This is a genomic window from Rhodococcus sp. NPDC056960 (genome assembly GCF_042674125.1).
Classification (GTDB): domain Bacteria; phylum Actinomycetota; class Actinomycetes; order Mycobacteriales; family Mycobacteriaceae; genus Rhodococcus_F.
Genome location: NZ_JBHURF010000001.1, coordinates 211004 through 234984 on the forward strand (window position 1 = coordinate 211004; position 23981 = coordinate 234984).

At 68.3% G+C, this 23981-nt stretch carries 19 protein-coding genes and 1 pseudogene; 12 read left to right on the forward strand and 8 right to left on the reverse strand.

The window, feature by feature from the left end:
- Window positions 1–2 precede the first annotated feature (2 nt).
- From hflX to ACFTWF_RS01120, 3 genes are all read left to right on the forward strand, one after another.
- Complete coding sequence (hflX, locus tag ACFTWF_RS01110) at window positions 3–1457, forward strand: GTPase HflX (protein ID WP_378459460.1); 1455 nt, start codon at window positions 3–5, stop codon at window positions 1455–1457.
- Window positions 1450–2565 (forward strand): hypothetical protein, encoded by a 1116-nt coding sequence (locus ACFTWF_RS01115; protein ID WP_378459461.1) that lies wholly within the window; start codon window positions 1450–1452, stop codon window positions 2563–2565. The genes hflX and ACFTWF_RS01115 overlap by 8 nt, the downstream gene beginning before the upstream one ends.
- A gap of 68 nt (window positions 2566–2633) precedes the next feature.
- The gene (locus tag ACFTWF_RS01120; RefSeq protein ID WP_378459462.1) at window positions 2634–3956 is read left to right on the forward strand and encodes an alpha/beta hydrolase; all 1323 of its coding nucleotides are present in this window, start codon (window positions 2634–2636) and stop codon (window positions 3954–3956) included.
- 14 nt (window positions 3957–3970) lie between these two features.
- Here the strand turns inward: ACFTWF_RS01120 and ACFTWF_RS01125 are convergent, their stop codons facing one another.
- Genes ACFTWF_RS01125 through ACFTWF_RS01140 form a run of 4 tightly spaced genes read right to left on the reverse strand, consistent with a single transcriptional unit; the run spans window position 3971 to window position 8143 of the window.
- Window positions 3971–4228 (reverse strand): HPr family phosphocarrier protein, encoded by a 258-nt coding sequence (locus ACFTWF_RS01125; protein ID WP_005240765.1) that lies wholly within the window; start codon window positions 4226–4228, stop codon window positions 3971–3973.
- Between the two features lie 57 nt (window positions 4229–4285).
- Window positions 4286–6382: a fructose-specific PTS transporter subunit EIIC gene (locus ACFTWF_RS01130; protein WP_378459463.1), complete on the reverse strand. Its 2097-nt coding sequence runs from the start codon at window positions 6380–6382 to the stop codon at window positions 4286–4288.
- 16 nt (window positions 6383–6398) lie between these two features.
- On the reverse strand, window positions 6399–7379 hold the full coding sequence (pfkB, locus tag ACFTWF_RS01135) for a 1-phosphofructokinase (RefSeq protein WP_378459464.1): 981 nt from the start codon (window positions 7377–7379) through the stop codon (window positions 6399–6401).
- On the reverse strand, window positions 7376–8143 hold the full coding sequence (locus ACFTWF_RS01140; protein WP_185730126.1) for a DeoR/GlpR family DNA-binding transcription regulator: 768 nt from the start codon (window positions 8141–8143) through the stop codon (window positions 7376–7378). Before ACFTWF_RS01140 ends, pfkB begins: the two co-directional genes overlap by 4 nt.
- Window positions 8144–8340: 197 nt before the next feature.
- Between ACFTWF_RS01140 and ptsP the strand changes: the two genes are divergently transcribed.
- From ptsP to ACFTWF_RS01155, 3 genes are all read left to right on the forward strand, one after another.
- The gene (gene ptsP / locus ACFTWF_RS01145; protein WP_378459465.1) at window positions 8341–10011 is read left to right on the forward strand and encodes a phosphoenolpyruvate--protein phosphotransferase; all 1671 of its coding nucleotides are present in this window, start codon (window positions 8341–8343) and stop codon (window positions 10009–10011) included.
- Window positions 10012–10080: 69 nt separating this feature from the next.
- Entirely contained in the window at window positions 10081–11397 is a 1317-nt protein-coding gene (locus ACFTWF_RS01150) for a uracil-xanthine permease family protein (protein WP_378459466.1), read from the forward strand.
- Window positions 11398–11523: 126 nt separating this feature from the next.
- Complete coding sequence (locus ACFTWF_RS01155; RefSeq protein WP_378459467.1) at window positions 11524–12666, forward strand: acyl-CoA dehydrogenase family protein; 1143 nt, start codon at window positions 11524–11526, stop codon at window positions 12664–12666.
- Between the two features lie 70 nt (window positions 12667–12736).
- On the opposite strand, the gene lexA is transcribed toward ACFTWF_RS01155, so the two are convergent.
- The gene (gene lexA, locus ACFTWF_RS01160) at window positions 12737–13480 is read right to left on the reverse strand and encodes a transcriptional repressor LexA (RefSeq protein ID WP_378459468.1); all 744 of its coding nucleotides are present in this window, start codon (window positions 13478–13480) and stop codon (window positions 12737–12739) included.
- 317 nt (window positions 13481–13797) lie between these two features.
- Here lexA and ACFTWF_RS01165 point away from each other — a divergent pair, with 317 nt between their 5' ends.
- Both ACFTWF_RS01165 and nrdR read left to right on the forward strand, forming a co-directional pair.
- Window positions 13798–14331 carry a LysM peptidoglycan-binding domain-containing protein gene (locus ACFTWF_RS01165; RefSeq protein WP_378459469.1) on the forward strand — a complete coding sequence of 178 codons (534 nt, stop codon included), beginning with the start codon at window positions 13798–13800 and terminating at the stop codon, window positions 14329–14331.
- 180 nt (window positions 14332–14511) lie between these two features.
- Window positions 14512–14976, forward strand: coding sequence for a transcriptional regulator NrdR (nrdR, locus tag ACFTWF_RS01170; RefSeq protein ID WP_005567362.1), 465 nt, complete (start codon window positions 14512–14514; stop codon window positions 14974–14976).
- A 9-nt stretch (window positions 14977–14985) separates the two neighbouring features.
- Here the strand turns inward: nrdR and hrpA are convergent, their stop codons facing one another.
- Window positions 14986–18873 carry an ATP-dependent RNA helicase HrpA gene (gene hrpA / locus ACFTWF_RS01175; RefSeq protein WP_378459470.1) on the reverse strand — a complete coding sequence of 1296 codons (3888 nt, stop codon included), beginning with the start codon at window positions 18871–18873 and terminating at the stop codon, window positions 14986–14988.
- A 70-nt stretch (window positions 18874–18943) separates the two neighbouring features.
- On the opposite strand from hrpA, the gene ACFTWF_RS01180 reads away from it, so the two are divergent.
- Entirely contained in the window at window positions 18944–19588 is a 645-nt protein-coding gene (locus ACFTWF_RS01180) for a Pr6Pr family membrane protein (RefSeq protein ID WP_378459471.1), read from the forward strand.
- Between the two features lie 97 nt (window positions 19589–19685).
- Window positions 19686–20765, forward strand: coding sequence for an alpha/beta fold hydrolase (locus ACFTWF_RS01185; RefSeq protein ID WP_378459776.1), 1080 nt, complete (start codon window positions 19686–19688; stop codon window positions 20763–20765).
- 10 nt (window positions 20766–20775) lie between these two features.
- Here the strand turns inward: ACFTWF_RS01185 and ACFTWF_RS01190 are convergent.
- Window positions 20776–20895: pseudogene (locus ACFTWF_RS01190) on the reverse strand (VOC family protein); the annotation flags it as partial.
- Between the two features lie 144 nt (window positions 20896–21039).
- On the opposite strand from ACFTWF_RS01190, the gene ACFTWF_RS01195 reads away from it, so the two are divergent.
- Together ACFTWF_RS01195 and ACFTWF_RS01200 are read left to right on the forward strand one after the other, a co-directional pair.
- Entirely contained in the window at window positions 21040–22404 is a 1365-nt protein-coding gene (locus ACFTWF_RS01195) for an MFS transporter (protein ID WP_378459472.1), read from the forward strand.
- A 62-nt stretch (window positions 22405–22466) separates the two neighbouring features.
- Window positions 22467–23699 (forward strand): aspartate aminotransferase family protein, encoded by a 1233-nt coding sequence (locus ACFTWF_RS01200; protein ID WP_378459473.1) that lies wholly within the window; start codon window positions 22467–22469, stop codon window positions 23697–23699.
- On the opposite strand, the gene ACFTWF_RS01205 is transcribed toward ACFTWF_RS01200, so the two are convergent.
- Window positions 23663–23917, reverse strand: a complete 255-nt coding sequence (locus ACFTWF_RS01205) for a hypothetical protein (protein ID WP_378459777.1) — start codon at window positions 23915–23917, stop codon at window positions 23663–23665. The two genes, ACFTWF_RS01200 and ACFTWF_RS01205, sit on opposite strands and share 37 nt — an antisense overlap.
- Window positions 23918–23981 lie beyond the last annotated feature (64 nt).

Sequence of the window (23981 nt, forward strand, 5' to 3'; positions counted from 1 at the left end):
GTATGACGAAAACACATCGCACTGAAGAATCGCCGATCTCCGACTCCACCGAGTTCGCCTACGACGACGGGCGCCCATCGGTCGGCGAGATGCAACTCGAGGACCGCAGCGCGCTGCGCCGAGTTGCCGGGCTCTCCACCGAGCTCACCGACGTCACCGAGGTCGAATACCGGCAGCTGCGCCTCGAACGCGTGGTCCTCGTCGGGGTCTGGACGCAGGGCACCGCGGCGCAGGCCGAATCCAGTATGGCCGAGCTCGCGGCCCTGGCCGAGACCGCCGGATCCGAGGTCCTCGAAGGCCTCGTCCAGCGTCGGGACAAACCCGACGCGGCCACCTACATCGGGTCCGGCAAGGCCGACGAACTCCGCGAGGTCGTCCTGTCCACCGGCGCCGACACCGTCATCTGCGACGGTGAGCTCACGCCCGCGCAGCTGACCGCTCTGGAGAAGGTCGTCAAGGTCAAGGTCATCGACCGCACGGCCCTGATCCTCGACATCTTCGCCCAGCACGCGACGTCCAGGGAGGGCAAGGCGCAGGTGGCGCTGGCCCAGATGGAGTACATGCTGCCCCGACTGCGCGGCTGGGGTGAATCGATGTCCCGGCAGGCGGGTGGTCGCGCCGGCAGCAACGGCGGCGTGGGTCTGCGTGGTCCCGGTGAGACGAAGATCGAGACCGATCGCCGTCGTATTCGCGAGCGGATGGCGAAGTTGCGGCGCGAGATCAAGGGCATGAAGGCCGCCCGCGACACCAAACGCACCCGGCGTCTGCGCAGCGAGACACCGTCGATCGCGATCGTCGGATACACCAACGCCGGCAAGTCGAGCCTGCTGAACGCGCTGACCGGGTCCGGGGTGCTGGTGCAGAACGCCCTGTTCGCGACCCTCGATCCCACCACCCGGCGGGCGGCGCTGGACGACGGCCGCGAGTACATCCTGACCGATACGGTCGGATTCGTGCGGCACCTGCCGACGCAGCTGATCGAGGCGTTCCGTTCGACGCTCGAGGAAGTGACGGACGCCGATCTGCTGTTGCACGTCGTCGACGGCTCCGATCCGCTGCCCACGGATCAGATCAAAGCGGTCCACGAGGTCATCACGGAGGTGATCCGGGAGAACGACGCCGCGGCGCCGCCGGAACTGATCGTGGTGAACAAGATCGACGCGGCCGATCCCGTCACGCTGACGCAGTTGCGCGGCCTCCTCCCGGGTGCGTCGTTCGTCTCCGCGCGGACCGGAGAAGGCATCGCCGAGTTGCGAGCGCATCTCAGCGACGTCCTGGTCCGTCCGGAGATCGAGGTCAGCGTTCTCCTCCCGTACAACCGGGGAGACCTGATGGCGCGAATTCATTCGGACGGTCAGATACTCGACTCGTCCCACGAGGAAGACGGCACGCGCGTCCACGCGCGGGTGCCCGAAGCGCTGGCGTCGGCACTGGTTCAGTACAACGGCAGTGCCTGACCCCTCGCGGTGGACTGCCCGGGTGGCGGTCACCGTCCTCGCGGCGTGCGCCCCGATCGCCGCGGCGGGTGTGGGATCCGCCGAGCCGTTCTTCCGGGATCAGACCACCGTCGACGCGTCGGAATTCGGTCCACTCTGCACACCCGACGATTCCGCGGTCGGAACTCCGGACGAGGCCTCGCTGGAGGAGTTGTCGGGGCTCGTCTCCGCCGGAGGGCTTCTGTATGCGGTCGGTGACAGCGGTTCCGATCGCGCCGTCGCCGTGATGGACGGCAACTGCGCCGTGCAGCGGTGGCTTCCGCTGCCGATCGACCCCTACGACGTGGAGGACGCGGCGTCCGGTCCCGACGGGCGGCTGTGGCTGGCCGACACCGGAGACAACGGGCGCAGACGTGACACGGTGGCCCTGATCGCGATGGACCGGGTGACGGGTGCGGGCGAACTGCACCGGCTGACGTATCCGGACGGCCCCCACGACGCGGAGACCGTACTCGTCCAGCGCGACGGCACGCCGATCGTCGTCACGAAGGAAGTGTTCGGGGCGGGCAACGTGTACCGGCCCGCAGGCGGGGTCGCGGTGGGCCAACTCGCGAGTCCCGGTCCGACCCCGCTCGAGAAGGTGGGAACACTCGACGTCTCGGAGACGAACGGCGCCGAAAACGCAACGACCGGCAGCGGCACCACCGCCCCAGCCCTGCATTCGACGATGTTCACCGGCGGCGCGGTGTCCGCGGACGGGACCGTCGCCGCCGTCCGCAGCTACTCCGACGTGTTCCTGTTCTCGGCGCCGGACGGCGATGTGGCCGCGGCGTTCGCCGCGGGTCCCGTGGTGCGCGCGCACGTGCCGGAGCAGCCACAAGGGGAGTCGGTCGCGTTCACCGAGACCGGCGACCTGTTGATCGCGTCCGAGGCGCGGGAGGGTCCGCTTCCGCCGATCCAGGTGCTGCCGGGCGCGGTGGCCCGGGTGCAGGAGCATGCCCGGGCGCAGTCGGTCGCCGACGAGGTGTCGGAGCACGCGCCGGGAACGGTGTGGGGAATCGGCGTCGCCGGCGCCGTGGTGGTGCTGGGGACGATCCTCGCCGTCGCGCTCCGCCGTCGTGCCCGATAGGTCTGATTTGCGAGAAATGTTGCGAGCCTGATTCTTTCGACCGCCCCTGCGGAGTGTTTACTGGGCCGGTGCAGGTCCACGAGTTGTTGTCACGTATCTCCCACCTGTCGCTCGAGCACGGTCGCGCCCAAGTCGCGCTGACCGTGGCCGCTCTGGCGGGCATCGGCGCGGCGCTCGCCGCGACCGCTCGTCGCGCTGGGTTGCCGATTCTCGGCGCCGCGGCCGCGGCGGTTCCGGTGACCGGCGTGATCGCGGGGGCCGTGTGGGCGGCGTACCGGCCGCTTCCCAATCAGCTGCCACCGGCGGGATACGTCTGGATCTGGCTCGCGGTGGCCGTCGTCGCTCTCGCCGCGCTTCGGCTCCGGAACGCCGGAACGCGGCGTGCGGTGGTGGCCGCCGTGGCGTCCGCCGTAGTCGCCGCCGCCGCGGCGGGACAGGTGAATGCGCAGCTCGGCGCGTTCCCGACCGTCGGGTCGCTGGTGGGACACCGTCCGCAGGCGGTGGTCGCGCCCGTCGCGTTCGGTGACGTTCCCGGGTTCCAGCCCACGGTGCAGTCGGGAGTTCCGATGGACTCCGACTGGACGCGACCGGTCCGCACACCCCGGTCCGGGGTGGTGACGGAAGTGGACATTCCCGGCGCCGAATCCGGTTTCCCGGCCAGACCCGCGGTGCTGTATCTGCCGCCGGCATATTTGACGTCACCTCGGGCGGTGCTCCCCGTCATGGTGATGATCGCCGGACAGCCGGGGCGGCCGCAGGACTGGTTCAGCAGTGGCCGGCTGGCGTCGACGGTGGACGCGTACGCGGCGCGCCACGACGGCCTCGCGCCCGTCGTCGTGGTGGTCGATGCACTGGGGTCGCAGGACGCGAACCCCCTCTGCCTGGACTCGGCGCTGGGAAACGCCGCCACATACGTGGCGCACGACGTCCCCGCGTGGATCGAGCAGACCCTGCAGGTGTCCCACGACCCGGCGCAATGGGCGATCGGCGGATTCTCCTACGGGGGGACGTGTTCGATCCAGCTCGCGGTGAACTATCCGCAGATCTTCCCGACCTTTCTCGACTTCCTCGGCCAGGACGAGCCCTCGCTGGGCGATCACGCCGGGACGGTCGCGGCGACCTTCGCTGGTGACGAGCGCGCCTTCGCGGCGGTCAATCCGGTCGATCTGCTGAAGACCCGTCAGTTCCCGGAACTGACCGGGGTGTTCGTCGCCGGGGCCACCGACGACGAATACCGCCCGCAGCAGCAGCGGATGTTCGCTGCCGCGCGGGCGGCCGGTCTGAACGTGCGGTACTACGAGCTCCCCGGGGGGCACGAGGGTGCCACGTGGGGAGCCGCGCTCGAACGGGAGATGGACTGGACCGGCCGTCAGCTGGGTCTCACCAGCTGACGGCCGGGAGCCGGTCAGGCGTCGAGGTCGGCCGCGACCAACTGGGCTACCTTCTCGACGGCGTCGGCGTCGTCGCTGGTGACCGTGACGTCGGTGCCCTTGGTGGCGCCGAGCGTCATGATGAGCAGCGCGGAGCCGGCGTCCACCGGTTCGCTGTCCGCCACGGCCAGGGTGACGGGCACACCGGCGGCGGCGACCGCTTCGGCGATGACGGCGGCGGGACGGGCGTGCAGGCCGATGGACGAACCGACGGCGACTGTGGTGCTGGGCATGGACTCTCTCCTCTGTCGGTGGGTTGATGCGGGTCGAGCGGGTCGATCTGTTTTCTCTTACGCTGCGACTGTCGCAACGTCGGGGTCGAGTTCGGCGTCGGACGCGCCGGGCTTGATGAATTCCTTGGCACCGACGACGCAGAGTGCGGCGACGGCGACACCGGCGGCCAGCGACACCAGGAACCACAGCAGGTTGCCGATGGCGAAGAAGACGAAGATTCCGCCGTGCGGTGCGCTGAGCGTGACATCGAACGCCATGATCAGAGCGCCGGTGACGGCGCCGCCGGCCATCATCGAGGGAATGACGCGCAAAGGATCGGCGGCGGCGAACGGAATGGCGCCCTCGGAGATGAACGCGGAGCCGAGCAGCCAGGCTGCTTTGCCGTTCTCCCGTTCCGCCTCACTGAACAGGCTGGGACGCAGGACGGTCGACGCGAGCGCCATGGCCAGCGGCGGGACCATGCCCGCGGCCATCACGGCCGCCATGATGCGGAGCGAGGCGGGATCGTTGACGTTGAGGCCGGCCACCGCGAACGCGTATGCGGCCTTGTTGACCGGGCCGCCGAGGTCGAAGCACATCATCAGGCCGAGGATGATGCCCAGGAAGATGACGGAGCTCCCGGACAGTCCGTTCAGCCAGTCGGTGAGGCCGTTGGTGATCGCCGCCAGCGGACGGCCGAGAACCAGGAACATCAGCGCACCGACGATCAGTGTCGCAAACAGCGGGATGATCACGACGGGCATCAGACCGCGGAGCCACTGCGGCACCGGGATCCGGCTGATCCACAGGGCGACGGCACCCGCGATGAGGCCGCCCACGAGGCCGCCGATGAAACCGCCGCCGACGAACACCGCGACAGCACCCGCGGTGAAGCCCGGTGCGAGGCCGGGTCGGTCGGCGATGGCGAAGGCGATGTAACCGGCCAGGGCGGGGACGAGGAAGCTGAATGCCAGCGAACCCAGCTGGAACAGCACCGCACCCAGGTATGTCGTCAGGCCGCCGTCCGGGAGGTTCCCCAGCGAATTGCTGAGGACGATGTCCTTGGCCGGCCCCGAGATCTCGTATCCGCCGAGCAGGAATCCGAGGGCGATCAGCAGACCGCCGGCGGCGACGAACGGAATCATGTAGCTCACACCGGTGAGCAGAACCTGACGCAAATGGGTGCCCCAGCCGATCGACCCGGCCGGTTCGTCTGCGGCGCCGGCCGCGCTGCCCGCATCCACCGTGGCCGCGGACGGGTTCAGGCCCGCACGCAGCGCCTCGGTGATCATCGTGTCCGGCTCGTTGATCGCGCGTTTGACGCCCGACGCCACCACCGGCTTGCCCGCGAATCGTTCCTTGCCCTTTACCCCGACGTCGGTGGCGAAGATGACGGCGGAGGCGCCCGCGATCACTCCGGCGGGCAGCGGCGTGCTGCCGCTCGAACCCTGCGTCTCCACGTGGACGACCACGCCTGCGCGCTCACCGGCGGCGACGAGGGAGTCGGCGGCCATGTAGGTGTGGGCGATGCCGGTCGGGCAGGCCGTGACCGCCACGATGTGCTTGGGCCCCTCTTCTGGCTCGGGTGCCTTCGCGGCGGCCGGGGGCGGGGTGACCGGTTCGGGCTTCGGAGCCGGAGCTGCGGCCGCCGCCGCGGGTGCTGCTGCTGATCCCGCCGCGGCGGGTGCCGGTGCGGGGGCCAGGACGTCGTTCACGAGGGTGACGATCTCGGCCGGCGACTTCGCGTCACGCAACGCGCCGACGAACGCGGGGCGCACCAGGGCCCGGGCGAGCGAGGACAGCAGCTTCATGTGCTCCGCGCCGGCACCCTCGGGTGCGGCGATGAGGAACACCAGATCTGCGGGCCCGTCGGGGGCGCCGAAGTCGACCTTGGGGGCGAGCCGGGCGAACCCGAGCGACGCCGCCGCGACGGCTTCCGAACGGCAGTGGGGGATGGCGATCCCGCCGGGAAGGCCTGTCGCCGATTGTGATTCACGCGCCAGCGCGGCGTCGCGGAGAGCGTCCGCGTCCGTGGCGCGACCGGCGTCGGCCAGACGCCGGGCGAGCGCGGAGATCACGTCGTCCTTGGAGGCTCCGAGGTCGGTGTCCAGGGAGATCAGATCTTCGCTGATGATCTGCGGCCCCGAATCGCGGTCGGGTGTCGAGTGAGACATGGTGTTTCCTTCTGGTTCAGGCCGGATCGGGGGCGGGGGAGCTGAGGGCGGTAACAGTGACGGCGTCGAGGTCGACGTGTTCGGGAGTCGGGAGGGTCGTTCCGGGTAGTGCTGCCGCCGCGCTGCCGTAGGCGACGGCGGATCGGAGGCAGTCGGCGGGCGGTGCACCGGAGATGTGCGCGGTCAGATACCCCGCGAGTGACGAGTCGCCGGCGCCGACGGTGCTGCGGGCGACGATCGGTGGTGGCGTGGCCCACCACGCGCCCGCCTCCGTCACGAGTACCGCCCCTGCGGCGCCGAGGGTGGCGAGGACGGCTTCGACCCCGCGGTCCACCAGTTGCCGTCCCGCGTGGGCGGTGGCCGTCGGGTCTCCGCGCAGTGCGGACTCCTCGAGCAACTGCCCGTCGGCGCCGGTGAGTTGTGCGAGTTCCTCGCTGTTGGGCTTGACGAGGTCGGGGGCGGCCGCGGGAAATCGTTCCGCGAGTGCGAGGAGTGGCGCATCCGACGTGTCGACGGCAACCCGGCACGACGAGGCACGCAGCGCCTCGACGAGGGTGGCGTACCAGTCGGTGGGAATGCCGGGGGGCAGTGAACCGGACAGCACGACCCACTCGGCACGGGACCCGCGGTCGATGATCTCCGACTGGAGATCGGCGAGGGATGCGGCCGACATCGTCACGCCGGGTTCGTTGATCTTGGTGGTGGTGCCGTCGGGTTCGGTGATGGTGATGTTGGTGCGTGCCGCTCCGGACATCGCCACGGTGACGTAGTCGATCTTGTGCTCGGACAGCGCGGTGAGCAGCGGATCTCCCTCGTTTCCCGGAAGCACCGCGACGGCGGCGACACCGGCCGACGTGAGTGCGCGGGCGACGTTGACGCCCTTGCCGCCGGGATCGCTGTGGGTTGCGGCCGCGCGCAGGACGGTGCCTCGTTCGAGGCGGCCCACCAGGTTGACGGTGCGGTCGATGCTCGGATTGGCGGTCAGCGTGACGATCATGCGATCACCACCTCGATTCCCTGGTCGTGGAAGTGGGCTCGGTCTGCGGAACTGATCTCGGCGTCGGTGACGAGGATGTCGACGCTGTGAATGGGCGCGAAGCTCACGAGGTGCTCGCGGCCCACCTTCGACGAATCGGCGACCACCACGACATGGTTGGCGCAGCGGACCATGGCGCGTTTCACGGCGGCCTCCTCGGTGTCCGGCGTGGACAGGCCGTGGCCGACGCTGAGCGCATTGGTACCGATGAACGCGACGTCGACGCGGAGCACGTCGAGGATGCGCAGCGCCTCCTCGCCGACAGCGGCCTGGGTGATCCCGCGCACCCGGCCGCCCAGCATGTGCAGCGTCACCGAGTTGAGGCCCGCGAGCCGGGCCGCGATCGGGACGGAGTTGGTGATCACGGTGAGGTCGAGGTCGGCCGGAAGTTCCGGGATGATGCGCCCCGTCGTGGTTCCCGCGTCGAACAACACGCTGCCGCCGGACGGCGGAAGATATGCGGCGGCGCGCTTCGCGATCCGGTCCTTCTGCTCGGCGCGGGTGTGGTCGCGCTCTGTCATGCCGGGCTCGGTGACGGTGAGCGAACCGGCGGGCACCGCGCCGCCGTGCACTCGGCGGACGTGACCGAGACGTTCGAGCAGGGCGAGGTCGCGGCGCACGGTCTCGGTGGTGACGCCGAAGGTGTCGGACAGGTCCGCGACCGACATGCGTCCCCGCTGCGAGATCAGCGTGGTGACCGCTTGCTGGCGTTCTTCCGGATACACCGTGTCCCCGTTCCTGGTCTCGTCGATGAAGTGTTCGGTGACGCAATCCGTTATGGTCTGCATCACACGAAATGTTGTGTCATGTTGTTTTACGCCCGAGTGTGTTGACATGTCAAGAGTTGAGAGTAATCTCCGTCACATAGTCGATTCGCATTTCCGACTGTGTGAAGACAGAACGAGCCGGCCAGGAGGACCCGATGACCGAAGACCGTGAAATCGTGCGAGGTACACCGGTGGTACCGGGCATTGCCTACGCGCCGGTGATCTGGCCGGCTCCGCGGCCCGAGGTCGCGCCGGGGTCTGCCCGGATCGACGAAGCATCGCGGGACGCGGAGAAGGTCCGCTTCGAGGAAGCTGCCGCGGTGGTCTCGCAGCGGCTCCGTGACCGCGCATCGACCGTGTCCGGTGCCGCAGCAGAAGTCCTGCAGGCCAACGCGGCGATGGCCGCCGACCGCGGCTGGCTCGGTGCGGCGCAGAAGCTGATCGCGGGCGGCGCCCCCGCCGACGAAGCGGCCGCCGACGCCACCGAGCAGTTCGCCACCCTCTTCACCAAGATGGGTGGGCTGATGGCGGAACGGGTCACCGACCTGCGCGACATCCGCGACCGGGTCGTGTCGGAACTCCTGGGTCTGCCCGAGCCGGGTATCCCGGTCCCGGCGACCCCGTCGATTCTCTGCGCGCAGGATCTCGCGCCCGCGGACACCGCCGGACTCGATCCCGAGCTGATCGTCGGTCTCGTCACCATCCTCGGCGGCCCGACGAGCCACACCGCGATCATCTCGCGGCAACTGGGAATCCCGTGCGTCGTCGCGGTGCGTGACCTCGAGTCCGTGGCCGGGGGCACCCCCGTGCTTCTCGACGGCTCCGCGGGCGAACTGGTGCTGGAACCCGACCCGGTCGAGGCCCGCGCCGCGGTGGAACACGGGCGCGCGGAACGACTCCGTATCCAGTCGTGGGAGGGGCCGGGCCGCACCAGCGACAGTCACTCCGTGTCGATCCTGGCCAACGTCCAGGACGGGGCCGGCGCGCGGTCGGCGAGCGCGACCGCCGCCGAAGGTGTGGGCCTGTTCCGCACCGAGTTGTGCTTCCTGGACCGCGATTCCGAGCCCGGCGTCGACGAGCAGGCCGAGATCTACGGTGAGGTGCTGGACGCGTTCGCCGGAAAGAAGGTGGTGATCCGGACCCTCGATGCGGGATCCGACAAGCCGCTGCGATTCGCCAACCACGCCGAGGAGGCGAATCCGGCGCTCGGGGTCCGCGGAATCCGGATCGCCGACGAGAACCCGGGCATCCTCAGCCGGCAGCTCGACGCCATCGCCGCCGCGGCGAAGCAGACGCAGTCGCAGCCGTGGGTGATGGCACCGATGATCTCGACTCCCGCCGAGGCGGAATCGTTCGGAGCCGAGGTCCGCGCCCGCGGTCTCGTCCCCGGAGTGATGGTCGAGGTTCCGGCCGCCGCGCTGCTGGCGGACCGGTTGCTGCGCCACGTCGACTTCCTGTCGATCGGCACCAACGACCTGGCGCAATACACGATGGCCGCGGATCGGATGTCGTCCGACCTGGCGTCGCTCACCGACCCCTGGCAGCCGGCCGTCCTCGCGCTCGTCGCTCGCACGGCCGCGGCGGGCGTCGCCGCGGGCAAACCGGTCGGTGTGTGTGGTGAGGCGGCCGCCGACCCGCTGCTCGCCTGCGTGCTGATCGGGCTCGGTGTCACGTCGCTCTCCTGTGCCGGTGCCGCCGTCTCGGGCGTGGGCGCGAAGGTCGGCACGGTGTCGTTGGACGAGTGCCGTCGTGCCGCCGAGGACGTGCTCACCACGAGCGATCCCGCCGAGGCGCGCGCCGCGGCGGTGCGCGTTCTGGGCGCGTAGCCTCCGACGTTCGTCGGATCACGTCCAGAAGGCGCGAAACTCCCAGACAGTCCCTACTATTGGCCAACTGTGACGAAAGAAGAAACCGACGCCCCCGGCGGCTCCACCGACCCGTCCGCCCCGACGAAAGCCTTCGGGTGGACGCTGCACGGTGACGGCCGGCGGATCGGCGAGGGTGAGGTGGTGGCTCCCGGTGAGCGGCTCACCTGGCCGCGCACCGTCGGAATCGGGATGCAGCACGTCATCGCGATGTTCGGCGCGACCCTCCTGGTGCCGACGATCACCGGGTTCCCGGTCACGACGACGCTGCTGTTCTCCGGAATCGGGACGGCGCTGTTCCTGCTCATCACGCGCGGCCGCATCCCCAGCTATCTCGGTTCGTCGTTTGCGTTCATCGCACCGCTGACCGCATCGCAGGGCTCCGGTGCCGCAGCCCAACTCGGCGGTGTGGCCGCGGCGGGCGTGCTCCTGCTGCTGGTCGGTATCGCGGTGAAACTGGCAGGCTCACGGGTCATCGACGCGGTCATGCCACCCGTCGTCACCGGTGCCGTGGTGGCGCTGATCGGACTCAATCTCGCACCCACCGCGGTGGATTCGTTCGAATCGCAGCCGCTGATAGCCGGGGTGACGCTGCTGGCGATCCTGCTCGTGACGGTCCTCGGTCCGGGGTTGCTGGGACGCCTCGGCATCCTGGTCGGTGTCGTCGTCGGCTGGGTGTTCGCCGCCGTCACCGGCGGGCTCGCCGACGAGCGCGTGACGGCTCTGCGGGACGCGGCCTGGTTCGGGGTGCCCGAGCTGCGGGGACCGACGTTCGAGTGGTCCGTGATCGCACTGACCCTGCCGGTGGTCATCGTCCTGATCGCCGAGAACGTCGGTCACGTCAAGGCGGTGTCGGCCATGACGGGCCGCTCCCTCGACGACGTCGCCGGTGACGCCCTCGTCGCCGACGGCCTGGCCACCACCCTCGCCGGGTTCGGCGGCGGCTCCGGAACCACCACGTACGCGGAGAACATCGGAGTCATGGCCGCGACGCGGGTCTACTCCACCGCCGCCTACTGGGTGGCGGCCGCCACCGCCGTGGTTCTCGCGTTCTCACCGAAATTCGGCGCCCTCGTGTTCACCGTGCCGAACGGCGTCATCGGCGGTGCCACCCTCGTGCTGTACGGCCTGATCGGCGTCCTCGGGGTACGCATCTGGATGGATGCGAAGGTGGACTTCACCGACCCGGTGAACCTCACCGTGGTCGCGGCCGCGCTCGTCGCCGGCATCGGCGACCTGACGCTGACGATCGGGTCGGTCGAACTCGGTGGCATCGCGTGGGGTTCGGTGGGCATCCTCGTCGCCTACCCGGTGATGCGCTGGCTCGCGGGGTTCCGCAAGCCCTGACACCGTGACCGGATGGGTCACGAATCCCGATCACCTGGGTCATTCACCCCGCAGATCCTCGCCTCTACCGTCGAACGAGACGTATCTCGAACGAAACGTAACAGACAGTTGATACGAGGAGTCGGCGTGGAGCGCACCCTGTTCGAACCGGAGCACGAACTGTTCCGGGAGTCGTACCGCAAGTTTCTCGCACAGCACGCCGAGCCGAACCACGCCGCGTGGGAAGAGCAGAACATCGTCGACCGCAGCCTGTGGGTCGAGGCAGGCAAGCAGGGATTCCTCGGAATGGCCGTGCCGGAGGAATTCGGTGGCGGCGGCGTGCGAGACTTCCGATACAACGCGATCATCACCGAGGAGACAACCCGCGGCGGGTACAGCGGGATCGGCTTCACCCTGCACAACGATGTCGTCGCGCCCTACCTGCTCGAACTGAGCAACAAGGAGCAGAAACAGCGCTGGCTGCCCGGCTTCGCATCGGGCGAGCTGATCACCGCCATCGCGATGACCGAACCGGGAACCGGCAGTGACCTCCAGGGCATCAAGACACGGGCCGTGCGCGACGGCGACGACTGGGTTCTCAACGGTTCCAAGACCTTCATCACCAACGGCATCAACGCCGACCTCGTGATCGTGGTCGCGTGCACCGATCCCGACAAGGGCGCCCAGGGTTTCAGTCTCCTGGTCGTCGAACGAGACATGCCGGGCTTCGAACGGGGCCGCAACCTCGACAAGATCGGGATGAAGGCACAGGACACCGCCGAACTCAGCTTCACCGATGTCCGTGTCCCCGCTGCCAACCTCCTCGGCGAGGAGGGAATGGGATTCCTCTACCTGATGAAGAATCTTCCTCAGGAGCGGTTGTCGATCGCCGTGGTGGCCGCCGCCGCAATGGAGTCGGCGCTGGACATGACGATCCAGTACTGCCGCGACCGCAAGGCATTCGGCAAGTCGATCGGCAGCTTCCAGAACACGCGCTTCGTGCTCGCCGAACTCGCCACCGAGACAACGGCTGTCCGCGTCCTCGTCGACAAGTTCATCGAGATGCTCAACGACGAGAAGCTGTCGGTACAGGAAGCGGCCATGGCCAAGTGGTGGACCACGGAGGCGCAGGTCCGGCTGATCGACCGGTGCCTGCAGTTGCACGGCGGCTACGGCTATATGAAGGAGTACCCGATCGCCAAGGCGTACATGGATTCTCGTGTCCAGACGATCTACGGCGGCACCACCGAGATCATGAAGGAGATCATCGGGCGCGGACTCAATCTCTGACGAGGCGCGATGCGAAAAAGCCCCACGGCGATCTCGCCGTGGGGCCTTTTCGCGTCTGCGGGCGGACAGGCTAGATCTTGCGCATGACCGTGACGACCTTGCCCAGAATGACTGCGTCGTTGCCGGGGATCGGATCGAACAGCGGATTGTGCGGCATCAGCCACACCTCGTTCTCGGTGCGCTTGAACGTCTTCACCGTGGCCTCGCCGTCGATCATCGCCGCCACGATGTCTCCGTTCTCCGCGACGTTCTGCTGACGGACCACCACCCAGTCGCCGTCGCAGATCGCGGCGTCGATCATCGATTCCCCGACGACCTTGAGCAGGAACAGTGAGCCCTGGCCCACGAGTTCGCGGGGAAGCGGAAAGACGTCCTCGACCGCTTCCTCGGCGAGGATCGGGCCGCCGGCGGCGATCCGGCCGAGGACCGGGACGAACGTGGGCTCCGGCAGGGGCGAGCCCGCGGTGCCGGACTTGACCGCGGCCGACCCGGCGGTGCCGGCCGCGGCGCCTGCCGCGTTGGCCGCGGCGCCTGCCGCCACCTCGTCGAGACCGCGCACGTCCACCGCGCGCGGACGGTTGGGATCCCGTCGGAGGAAACCCTTCCTCTCGAGCGTGCGCAGTTGATGCGCGACGGACGACGTGGAGGTGAGCCCCACGGCATCGCCGATCTCACGGATGCTGGGCGGGTAGCCGCGCTCGTTCACGGATGTGCGGATCACCTCGAGGACACGGCGCTGCCGGTCGGTCAACCCGGCGGCGGCGCCACCGCTCACACGTGGAGTCGAACCGTCGGTCGAGCTGTGGTCCTTCATGGCGAGGTGCCTCCGTCTGTGTGTGATCTTGCCGGTCTGGGTCGCATGTGACTGCTGTGCCGCGTGACACGAATCTATCCCTGTTTCCTCGGAGTATCAAACATCTGTTCGACACGTGTCGCGAGAAGTAGAGACTTTGTCGGACCGCCGTGGTAGAAATCGAACATGTGTTCTTTCGAACGCGTGATCGAACACCCGGCCGGATCGGACTCCTGCCGGGTCGCGAACGGATCCGACATCGGATCCCACACCGGATCTGGCAACCCTGGATCGGACAAGCCCGGATCTGATATCGGCTACGAACAGCGGAGGTACCGATGAGCAACGCAGTTCTCCCTCGGCGGGCAGTGGTGAACCGGCAGACAGTAGTGAACCGGCAGACGGTGCTGGACCGGCAGGCGCTCGACCGGGGTGCCGTGCGATCCGGGGCCGCACGCCCGTACCGGACCGTGCCGCGCCGGCGTGGGCCGGGGTACGACCTGCGGCGTCCGTCGTCCGGTGCCGTCGAGTACCGGCCCACTCACGTGGGCGTCTCGCGTGCCGATCATCGCCGCGGGGCGAACGACGTCGGCTGGCGGATGGTTCTGGCGAGCGTCGTGATCACTGCCGGTGTGTTGTGCGGGCTCGTCGGGCTGGCGCAGCTGGCCACCACCGACAGCGTGGGCGACTCGGCGGCCACGGAGGTCGTGCAGGTGCAGCAGGGGGAGAGCCTGGCCGCCATCGCCGGACGTGTCGCGCCGGATCTGCCGGCGGCACAGGTGGTCGAGCGGATCATGGAGCTGAACGCCATGTCCAATTCGGCGCTGCACCCGGGGCAGAATCTGATCGTTCCCTCGTCCGCTACCCGATGACGGGGGAGGCGCTGCATGACTGTCCCATCGAACGGACGAGTAGTCTCGGATGCTGTCAGTCCCACCACTGCGTGTGGTCGCGTCGAGATCGTGCATCCGCTGCGTGAATCCGTTTTCGTCGGTTCGCCATCGGGGGAGGCGAACAGTTGCGGCCACGACGGCTACGACGAAGGAATCGCCATGCACTGCCCGTTCTGCCGGCACCCCGATTCACGTGTGGTCGATTCGCGAGAAGCCGACGAAGGGCAGGCCATCCGCCGCCGCCGGTCGTGCCCCGAGTGTGGTCGCCGATTCACTACCGTCGAGACCGCGGTCCTGTCGGTGGTCAAGCGCAGCGGTGTCACCGAACCGTTCAGCCGCGAGAAGGTGGTGCGCGGCGTGCGCCGAGCCTGCCAGGGCCGGCAGGTCGACAACGACGCGCTGAATCTTCTTGCCCAGCAGGTCGAAGACGCAGTCCGCGCCTCGGGATCGGCGGAGATCCCGAGCAACGAGGTGGGTCTCGCGATCCTCGGTCCGCTCCGTGATCTGGACGAGGTGGCGTACCTGCGCTTCGCGTCCGTGTACCGGTCGTTCTCGTCCGCAGAGGATTTCGCCCGCGAGATCAAAGAACTACGCGAACACCGCGAGTCCCGCGACGAAGCCTGAGCCTGCCCGTCAGCGCACTTTCTGCATGGCGCTCGTCACACGCTTTTCGGAGACCGGGACAGGCGTGCCGAGTGTCTGGGCGAACAGGCTGACCCGCAGTTCCTCGATCATCCAGTGAATCGCGTCGACTTCCGGCGAATTGTGTCGCTCCTCCGGTAGCGCCGCGAGCATGCGTTCGTAGTCGGCGTACACCCGGTCGAGGGTGTCCATCCCCTTCTGGTCGCGGAGTGCGCTCCCGGGGAACGCTTCGAGACGGGTGACTGCGGCAGTGAGGTAGCGGGGCAGTTCGCGGAGGCGAGTCGCGCCGATGTCGGCGACGAATCCGGGAAAGAGCAGCGACTGCCGTTGTTCCCGCACGTCGTCGGCGGCCTCACCGGTGGCGCGGTCCAGGACGACGGCCAGCCGATGGTCCGCTTCCAGCACCGGCGCCACCAGTCGCAGGAGCACCGCCACGTCCCGGGCCATCTCCGCGCGCGCCGTCTTCACCAGCGCGTCGAACTCGTCCGGTGTGCGCACCGGCGTGCCGTGTGCGGCGATCAACTGGTTGGCTGCGGAGTTGCGGCAGTCGTCGATCAGGGCGTCGAGGCTGCCGTCGGGGTTCTGCCCGAGCGCCAGCCTTTGTGCATTGCTCAGACCGGACGTGACCGTTTTCGCCTGGGTGGGAACGGCGGCGAGCAGCAACCGGCGCGTCCCGGCGCGCATCGCGGCTCGTTGAGCGGAAGCGGTACTGAGGACGCGGACGGCGACACCGTCACCTTCCGGGACCAGAGCGGGGTAGCCGGTGACCTTCTGGCCGCCGAGTTCGCGTGTCACGGTGGCCTCGAGGGAACCGAGGGTGGCGGGGGTCCACGTGAGTGCGGGCGGGCGCTCCGAATTCGACGCCGCCTTCGCGACTTCCACCTGGACGCGGGGGGCGAGCGCCTTGCGCAGCGACACGAGGTCCTTGTCCCGGCCGAGGACGGCGCCCTTCTCGTCCACGGCGGCGAACGTCATCCGCAGGTGATCGGGGAGAGCGGTGACGTCGAAGTCCTTGGGATCGATGCGGCACGCGCCGAGCCGGGACAATTCGCGTGCCATCGCGGCGGTCAGCGGTTCGGAGCGGGGTTTCACGGCCGCCAGCGCCGCAGCCGCGAAGTCCGGCGCCGGAACGACCTGTCGGCGAAGGGTCTTCGGGAGAGTCTTGATGAGGGCGGTGACGAGTTCGACGCGCATGCCGGGGACGAGCCAGTCGAAGCCGACCGGGCGCAGGCCCGCCAGCAGGGCGATCGGGATCCGTGCCGTGACTCCGTCGTCCTCGTTGCCCGGCTCGAACTGGTACGTGAGGGGAAACTGCATGTCGCCCTGACGCCATGCATCGGGGTAGGCGCCGCCGAGGACCGTGGCCGATTCGGCGTTGACGACCGTCGCCTGCGTGAACGTGAGGAGGTCGGGCGTCGTTCGGCGGGCGACCTTCCACCAGGAGTCGAAATGCCGGGCCGAGACTGCCTCCGGGCCGACGCGCCGGTCGTAGAAGTCGTAGAGGGTGTCGTCGTCCACGAGGATGTCGCGCCGGCGGGCACGATGCTCGAGTTCCTCGACATCGTCGAGGAGCGCGCGGTTGGCGTGGAAGAACGCGTGCTGCGTCTGCCATTCGCCCTGCACGAGCGCGTGGCGGATGAACAGGTCACGCGACGTCTCGGGGTCGATGGTGCTGTAGGTGACCGCGCGCCGGGCGACGAGCGGAATCCCGTACAGCGTCACGCGTTCATAGGCCATGGCCGCGCCGCGCTTGGAGGACCAGTGCGGTTCGGAGTACGTACGTTTCACGAGATGGGGGGCAAGCTTCTCGGCCCACTCGGGTTCGATCCGGGCCGACATCCGCGCCCATAGGCGGGACGTCTCGACGAGTTCGGCGGCCATGACCCACCGCGGCGGCTTCTTGAACAGACTGGAGCCGGGGAACACCGCGAAGCGGCTTCCCCGGGCCCCGAGGAAGTCGCGTTTGTCGCCCTCGCGCAGTCCGATGTGCGACAGCAGGCCCGCGAGCAGGGACTGGTGGATCGCCGCTTCGCCGCCCGGGGTGTCGCTGGTGTTCCAACCGAGCCCGCGAGTGATCTGACGAAGCTGACCGTGCAGGTCCTGCCATTCGCGGATCCGCAGCCAGTGCAGGAACTCGTTGCGGCACATCTTCCGGAACTGGTTGGAGGACAGCTCGTTCCGCTGCTCGCGCAGGTACTTCCACAGTTCGAGGAACGCGAGGAAATCGGAATTCTCGACGGTGAATCGAGCGTGCTTCTCGTCGGCCGCCTGCTGGAACTCGGCGGGACGTTCCCGCACGTCCTGGATCGACAGGGCGGAGACGATGACGAGCACCTCGGCCAGACAGCCGTTGCGGTGCGCCTCGACGAGCATCCGGGCCATCCGCGGATCGACGGGGATCTGCGCGAGTTCGCGTCCGACCGCGGTGAGGACGGGTTGCTCGTTCTGGGCTTTCCGTTCGATCGCGCCGAGTTCCTCGAGCAGGCCGATGCCGTCGCGGACGGCCCTCGGGTCCGGCGGCTGGACGAACGGGAACGCGGCGATGTCGCCGAGGCCGAGCGCGGTCATCTGGAGAATGACGGACGCGAGGTTGGTGCGCAGGATCTCCGGTTCCGTGAACGCCGGTCTCGCCTCGAAGTCCTCCTCGGAGTAGAGCCGGATGCAGATGCCTTCGGCCACACGGCCGCAGCGTCCGGAACGCTGGCGGGCGGACGCCTGCGAGATCGGTTCGATGGGCAGGCGCTGCACCTTGGTGCGCACCGAGTACCGGGAGATGCGAGCGGTTCCGGGATCCACGACGTACCTGATGCCGGGCACAGTGAGGGACGTTTCCGCGACGTTGGTCGACAGCACGACCCGGCGCCCGGTGTGGGGTGTGAACACCCTGTGCTGTTCGGCCGCGGACAGGCGGGCGTAGAGAGGCACGATCTCGGTGCCGCGCAGTCTGCGATCGCGCAGTGCGTCGGCGGTGTCGCGGATCTCCCGTTCGCCGGAGAGGAAGACCAGGATGTCGCCGTCGCCCTCGCCGGAGAGTTCCTCGACCGCTTCACACACCGCGTCGACGGGGTCACGGTCGAAGCTCTGATCGCCGACGTCCACCGTGAGTGGCCGGTACCGCATTTCGACGGGGAAGGTGCGCCCGGACACCTCGACGATGGGGGCGGGCACACCGTCGGCGGCGAAGTGCTGCGCGAAACGCTGCGGGTCGATGGTGGCCGACGTGATGATCACCTTCAGATCGGGACGGCGGGGGAGGAGCTGCCGCAGGTACCCGAGAATGAAGTCGATGTTGAGGCTGCGTTCGTGGGCCTCGTCGATGATCAGCGTGTCGTACCGGCGGAGCATCCGGTCGCGTTGGATCTCGGCGAGCAGGATTCCGTCCGTCATCAGCTTCACCAGCGTGCCGTCCGACACCTGGTCGGTGAATCGCACGGTGTAGCCGACGGTCTCACCGAGTTCGCTGTGAAGTTCCTCGGCGATCCGTTCGGCGACCGTCCGTGCCGCGAGTCGGCGGGGCTGGGTGTGTCCGATGAGTCCGCGAACACCGCGGCCGAGCTCGAGGCAGATCTTCGGGATCTGCGTCGTCTTGCCGGATCCCGTCTCGCCCGCCACTATGACGACCTGGTTTTCGGAGATCGCCTGTGCGATGTCGTCGCGGCGCTGACTGACGGGCAGCGAGTCGGGGTAATCGATCGCGGGGACGCTGTCGTGTCGTCGTGCGACGCGTCCGCGGGCGGCGGCGATCTCGTCGGACAGGGAGGCGAGCGCGTCGGGCGTGCGCGCACGGTCGAGTCGCCGGCGGAGCCGGTGTTCGTCACGCAGGGTGAGGTCGCCGAGGCTGTTCTTCAGTTCCCGTCGGCTGGGTGCTGTGGTGGACATGCTGGACCCCAGCCTAGCGGGCGCGGTGGATCGGCCCGTGCCGCGCCCGCCCATGTGCGAGTATCGGCGCATGGACGCTGCCGTCGTCACGGATCTGCGAGGTCAGAGGATCGTTCGGGTTCTGCGGGCGGTCTTCGCTGTCTACGGGCTGATCGCGTTGCTGTGGATTCCCGTCCGCAATGCCGGCAGCCCCGACTTCTCGCCGGCCAACTACCTCAGCTACTTCACCATCGAGAGCAACATCCTCGCCGTCGTCGTCCTCCTGATCGGTGCCGTCCGGGATCCGCAGTCGCGGGGCTGGCAGCTGTTCCGTGGTGCGACGACGCTGTACATGGTCATCACGGGAATCGTGTATGCGGTGTTGCTGGCACAGGTCGACGTGATGCTGCAGGACGCCTGGATCAACACCGCACTGCACCGGTTGCTCCCGCTCGTCCTGCTGGTCGATTGGGTGATCGCGCCGTCTCGGGTGCGGATCACCGACGCCCGGTGTCTGAGCTGGCTGGTGTTTCCCGTCGTCTACGGCGTCTATTCGCTGATCCGCGGTCCGATCGTCGACTGGTATCCGTACCCGTTCCTCGATCCGCGGGAACAGGGCTACCTCCAGTTGGCCGTCACCGCGGTCGTGTTGTTGCTCGCCATGGCGTTGATGGCGCTCGCCGTGAATGCGGTGGGACGTCTCGGTGCGCGTCGCCGGTACGGCGAGGTCCGGTAGCGGCGAAGTTGCGCGCGGACGATTCGCGGGCCGCGCTATCCTCAGCTGGACAGGCGTCCGCGACATCATCCGTGACTTCGGCAACGGCTGGGAGATTATGTTCGACGAGTTCGCAGGCGAGACGTTCGACCTGCTCAGCCGCGACCGCGGGAGTGTGGTTGCCGCCGACGACGGAGTACCGCTGGCGGTGCGGGAGGTCGGTCCCGAGTTCGCTCCGCTGACGGTGGTGTTCGTGCACGGCTTCTGCAATCGGATGACGGGGTGGCACTTCCAGCGGGTCCGGCTGGAGGAGACGTGGGGCTCCACGATTCGCATGGTGTTCTTCGACCTGCGGGGGCACGGCAATTCCGGGATGCCGCGCCGCGACACGTGCACGATCCCGCACCTCGCGCAGGATGTGGACGCCGTGATCCGGGCGCTCGTGCCCGAGGGTCCGATCGTGCTGGTGGGCCACTCGATGGGCGGGATGGCCGTCCTCTCGTACGTGGGGCAGCACCCCGATCTGATCGGCTCGCGCGTCGTCGGGGTGGGGCTGATCGCCACCGCGGCGGAGAAGCTGGGCGATGTGGGACTTGCCCGGACCCTCAACACGCCGGTCGTCGCGGGATTCAGCACCGCGGCCCGGCACCTGCCCCGCGTGGTACAGAGCGGTCGCGGCGCGAGCAAGAGGGTGCTGGCGCCGATCCTGAGGTCTGCGTCGTTCGGCGACCGCAGCATCAGCCCGGCCATCATGTGGCACTCCGAGCAGATGATCAACGACACCTCGCTGAAGACGCTCGTCGACTTCCTGCCGTCGTTCAAGAACCACGACGAGACGGCGGCCGTGCCGTTGCTTGCACCGATCGAGACGCTCGTCGTGTGCGGCGATCGGGACGTCCTGACCCCGTTCCGCTATTCGAAGGCCATCGCCGGCGTGTTGCCGGACACGGAACTGGTGAAGGTGCCCGGTGCGGGACACATGGTGCAGCTCGAACGCGCGGACGTCGTGTCGGATGCGATCGATCGTCTCCTGACCCGAGCCGTCGAAACGCTTCCCACCCAAACTGCCTGGGACGAGTGGGTCCGGGTGGTCGTCGACTCCGTCGACCACGTACGGCACTGGCTCTCTCATGGCGGGCCCGCCGCCTGGTGGAGGGGCTCACGCCGTCGTCCCGCCGTCGGTCCCACGTTCCGGTAGCACGCAGAATTCGTTGCCCTGCGTCCGTCCGCCGGCGGGTCGACGGGTAGCCCAGGGCCTCGCACCAGAATCGTGCCAGTGATTCCGAGTCCCGGCAGTCGACGGCAATGGCGATGATTCGGCTGGTCATGGGTTGCGGTTACCCCCGCGTCCGGTGACTGAACACCGTCCAGGGCGGGTACTCGGTGTCTCTGTAAACCGCAAAGCGACGACAACACGTGTCACTCGGGACACAATGAGGGCACGCGAACACCGGCCTCAGGAGGCGGGATCTATGGCATCTGCGAATGCGTCAGCCGAGCAGGAAACGCTCCCACCAGGTGTTCTCCGTCGTGCGATCGCAGCGTCGGCGATGGGCAACGCCACCGAGTGGTTCGACTACGGTGTCTATGCGTTCACCGTCACCTACATCTCGGCCGCGTTCTTTCCCGGCGATACCGGTTCGGCCACGCTGTACGCCCTGCTCGTGTTTGCGGTGTCGTTCGTGGTGCGTCCGCTCGGCGGTCTGGTGTGGGGTCCGCTGGGTGACCGGCTCGGCCGCCGCCAGGTACTCGCGCTGACGATCGTCATGATGGCGGGTGCGACGTTCTGCGTCGGTCTGGTGCCCGGTTATGACGTCATCGGTGTGTGGGCGCCGCTTCTGCTCGTGCTGCTGCGCATGATCCAGGGCTTTTCGACCGGCGGCGAATACGGCGGAGCGGCAACGTTCATGGCCGAGTACTCGCCCGACCGCAAGCGCGGCTTCTGCGGGAGCTTCCTCGAATTCGGCACCCTCGGTGGTTACGCGCTCGGTGCCATCGTGGTGCTGGTGGTGGAACTGTTCTCCTCCGACCCGTTCATGTCCACGTGGGGATGGCGGATCCCGTTCCTCATCGCCGGCCCGATGGGTTTGATCGGTCTGTACCTGCGGACCAAGCTCGAGGAGACACCCGTCTTCCGCGAACTGGACGCGGAGGGCGCGGTGGAGTCGGGGACGACCCACGAGTTCAAGGACCTGGTGACCGAGTACTGGAAGCCGTTGCTGCTGCTCGGCGGTCTCGTCATCGCGTTGAACGTCACCAACTACACCCTGCTGAGCTACATGCCGACCTATCTGGAAACACAGATCGGACTGTCGTCCACCGCATCGCTGACGTTGTTCATCGTGGGGCAACTCGTGATGATGGCCGTCATTCCGTTCGCGGGCGGGTTGTCGGACCGGGTGGGCCGGAAACCGTTGTGGTACGGCTCCCTCGTGGGACTGATCGTGCTCGCCGTCCCGATGTATCTGCTGATGCGTCAGGGTTTCGGATGGGCGATCCTGGCGTTCGCGGTTCTCGGGTTGCTGTACGTGCTGCAGCTGTCCACGATCTCGGCGACCTTCCCGGCGATGTTCCCGACCCACGTGCGGTTCGCCGGCTTCGCCATCGCGTACAACGTGTCCACCTCGCTGTTCGGCGGCACGGCCCCCGCGGTCAACGAACTGCTCATCGACTGGACCGGAAACACGCTCATGCCCGCGTTCTACATGATGGCCGCCTGCGGAATCGGTCTCGTCGCGCTGTACTTCGTGGCCGAGACGGCGGGCGCGTCCATCCGCGGTCGCGGGATACCGGGTGTCGACACGGAAGCGCACCCCACCGCACTCGTGCAGAAGTGACGCGACCGGATCCGAGCCGGGGCGCCGTGGCATAGTCGCCTGGGGTGGGGTTTCACGAAGGGATGAGCATGGCGTCGGCACTGTGGCACGGATTCGCGGATATGGGCGCGGTGGAACAGAAGGGCGCCTTCGTGGTGTCCCGCGGCGAGGGCGCATACATCTGGGACAACCGTGGCAACCGGTACCTCGATGCGACTGCGGGTCTGTGGTTCACCAACGTCGGGCACGGGCGTGCGGAGATCGCGGACGCCGTTGCGGAACAGTTGCGGACGATGGCCCACTTCTCGAACTTCGGTGACTTCGTTCCCGAGACCACCGCGACCCTGGCCGATCGCCTCGCCACCATCGCGCCGGTGCCCGGGAGCAAGATCTTCTTCACCTCGGGCGGCTCGGATTCGGTGGACACGGCGGCCAAGCTCGCGCGCCGCTACTGGCACGAGATGGGCAAGCCGGCCAAGACGATCGTGGTCGGCCGCCAGAAGGCGTATCACGGAATGCACGTCGCGGGAACCGCGCTGGCCGGTATTCCCGTCAACCGCGAGGGCTACGGCGAGTTGATGGCCGACGCCGCGACGGTCGCCTGGAACGACGCCAAGAGCCTGCTCGAACTGATCGAGAAGATCGGCGCCGACAAGATCGCCGCGTTCTTCTGCGAGCCTGTCATCGGCGCGGGCGGCGTGTACCTGCCGCCGGAGGGGTACCTCGCGGAGGTCCGCGACATCTGCCGCGAACACGACATCCTGTTCGTCGTCGACGAGGTGGTCACCGGATTCGGCCGTATCGGCGGCGAGTGGTTCGCGTCGACGCGATTCGACCTACAGCCCGACATGATGACGACGGCGAAGGGGCTCACGTCCGGCTACGTCCCGATGGGTGCGGTGTTCATCGCGCCCCGCGTGGCCGAGCCGTTCTTCGCCGGCGGAGTCTGGTGGCGGCACGGCTACACCTACGGCGGTCATGCCGGCGCGGCGGCGGCCGCTCTCGCCAACCTCGACATCATCGAGCGGGAAAATCTGCTGGCGGAGTCGAAGCGGCTCGAGGCGTCACTGCACGAGCACCTCGCGCCGCTCGCCGACCACCCGCGGGTCGAGGAGGTGCGCAGTGGACTCGGTGCCGTCGCGGCGGTGCAGCTGGCCGATCCGGCGGAAGCTCTCCCGTTCGTGAGCACATTGCGTGAACACGGAATCTCGGGCCGTGCCGCCGGTCAGGGTGCCATGCAGATCTCGCCGTCGTTCGTCATGACGGACGAGCAGGTCGGTCAGCTCGCCGACGGCATCCGCCGGGCGCTGGGCTGATCGCTGCCGGTGCCCCGCCCGCGGACCCGGCGCAGGGCACAGGTGACCCGGTCCCGCCACGTCGGCTCGGTCAGCTCGATCTCCGTCTGCCCGTCGTGCGCCGCGTACGCGCGGGTGTAGCGCTCGTGAAGACGCGTCCGCACCTCGTCGGGCGTGTACGCCTTGCGTTGCCGATCCGCGCGGACCGCAACGACTCCGGTCGCGGCCACGCCCACCATTCCGGCGAGTCCGAGAAGTTTCCACCATTGCCTGCCGCGAGGTCGCATCCTTCTAGGCTAGGTG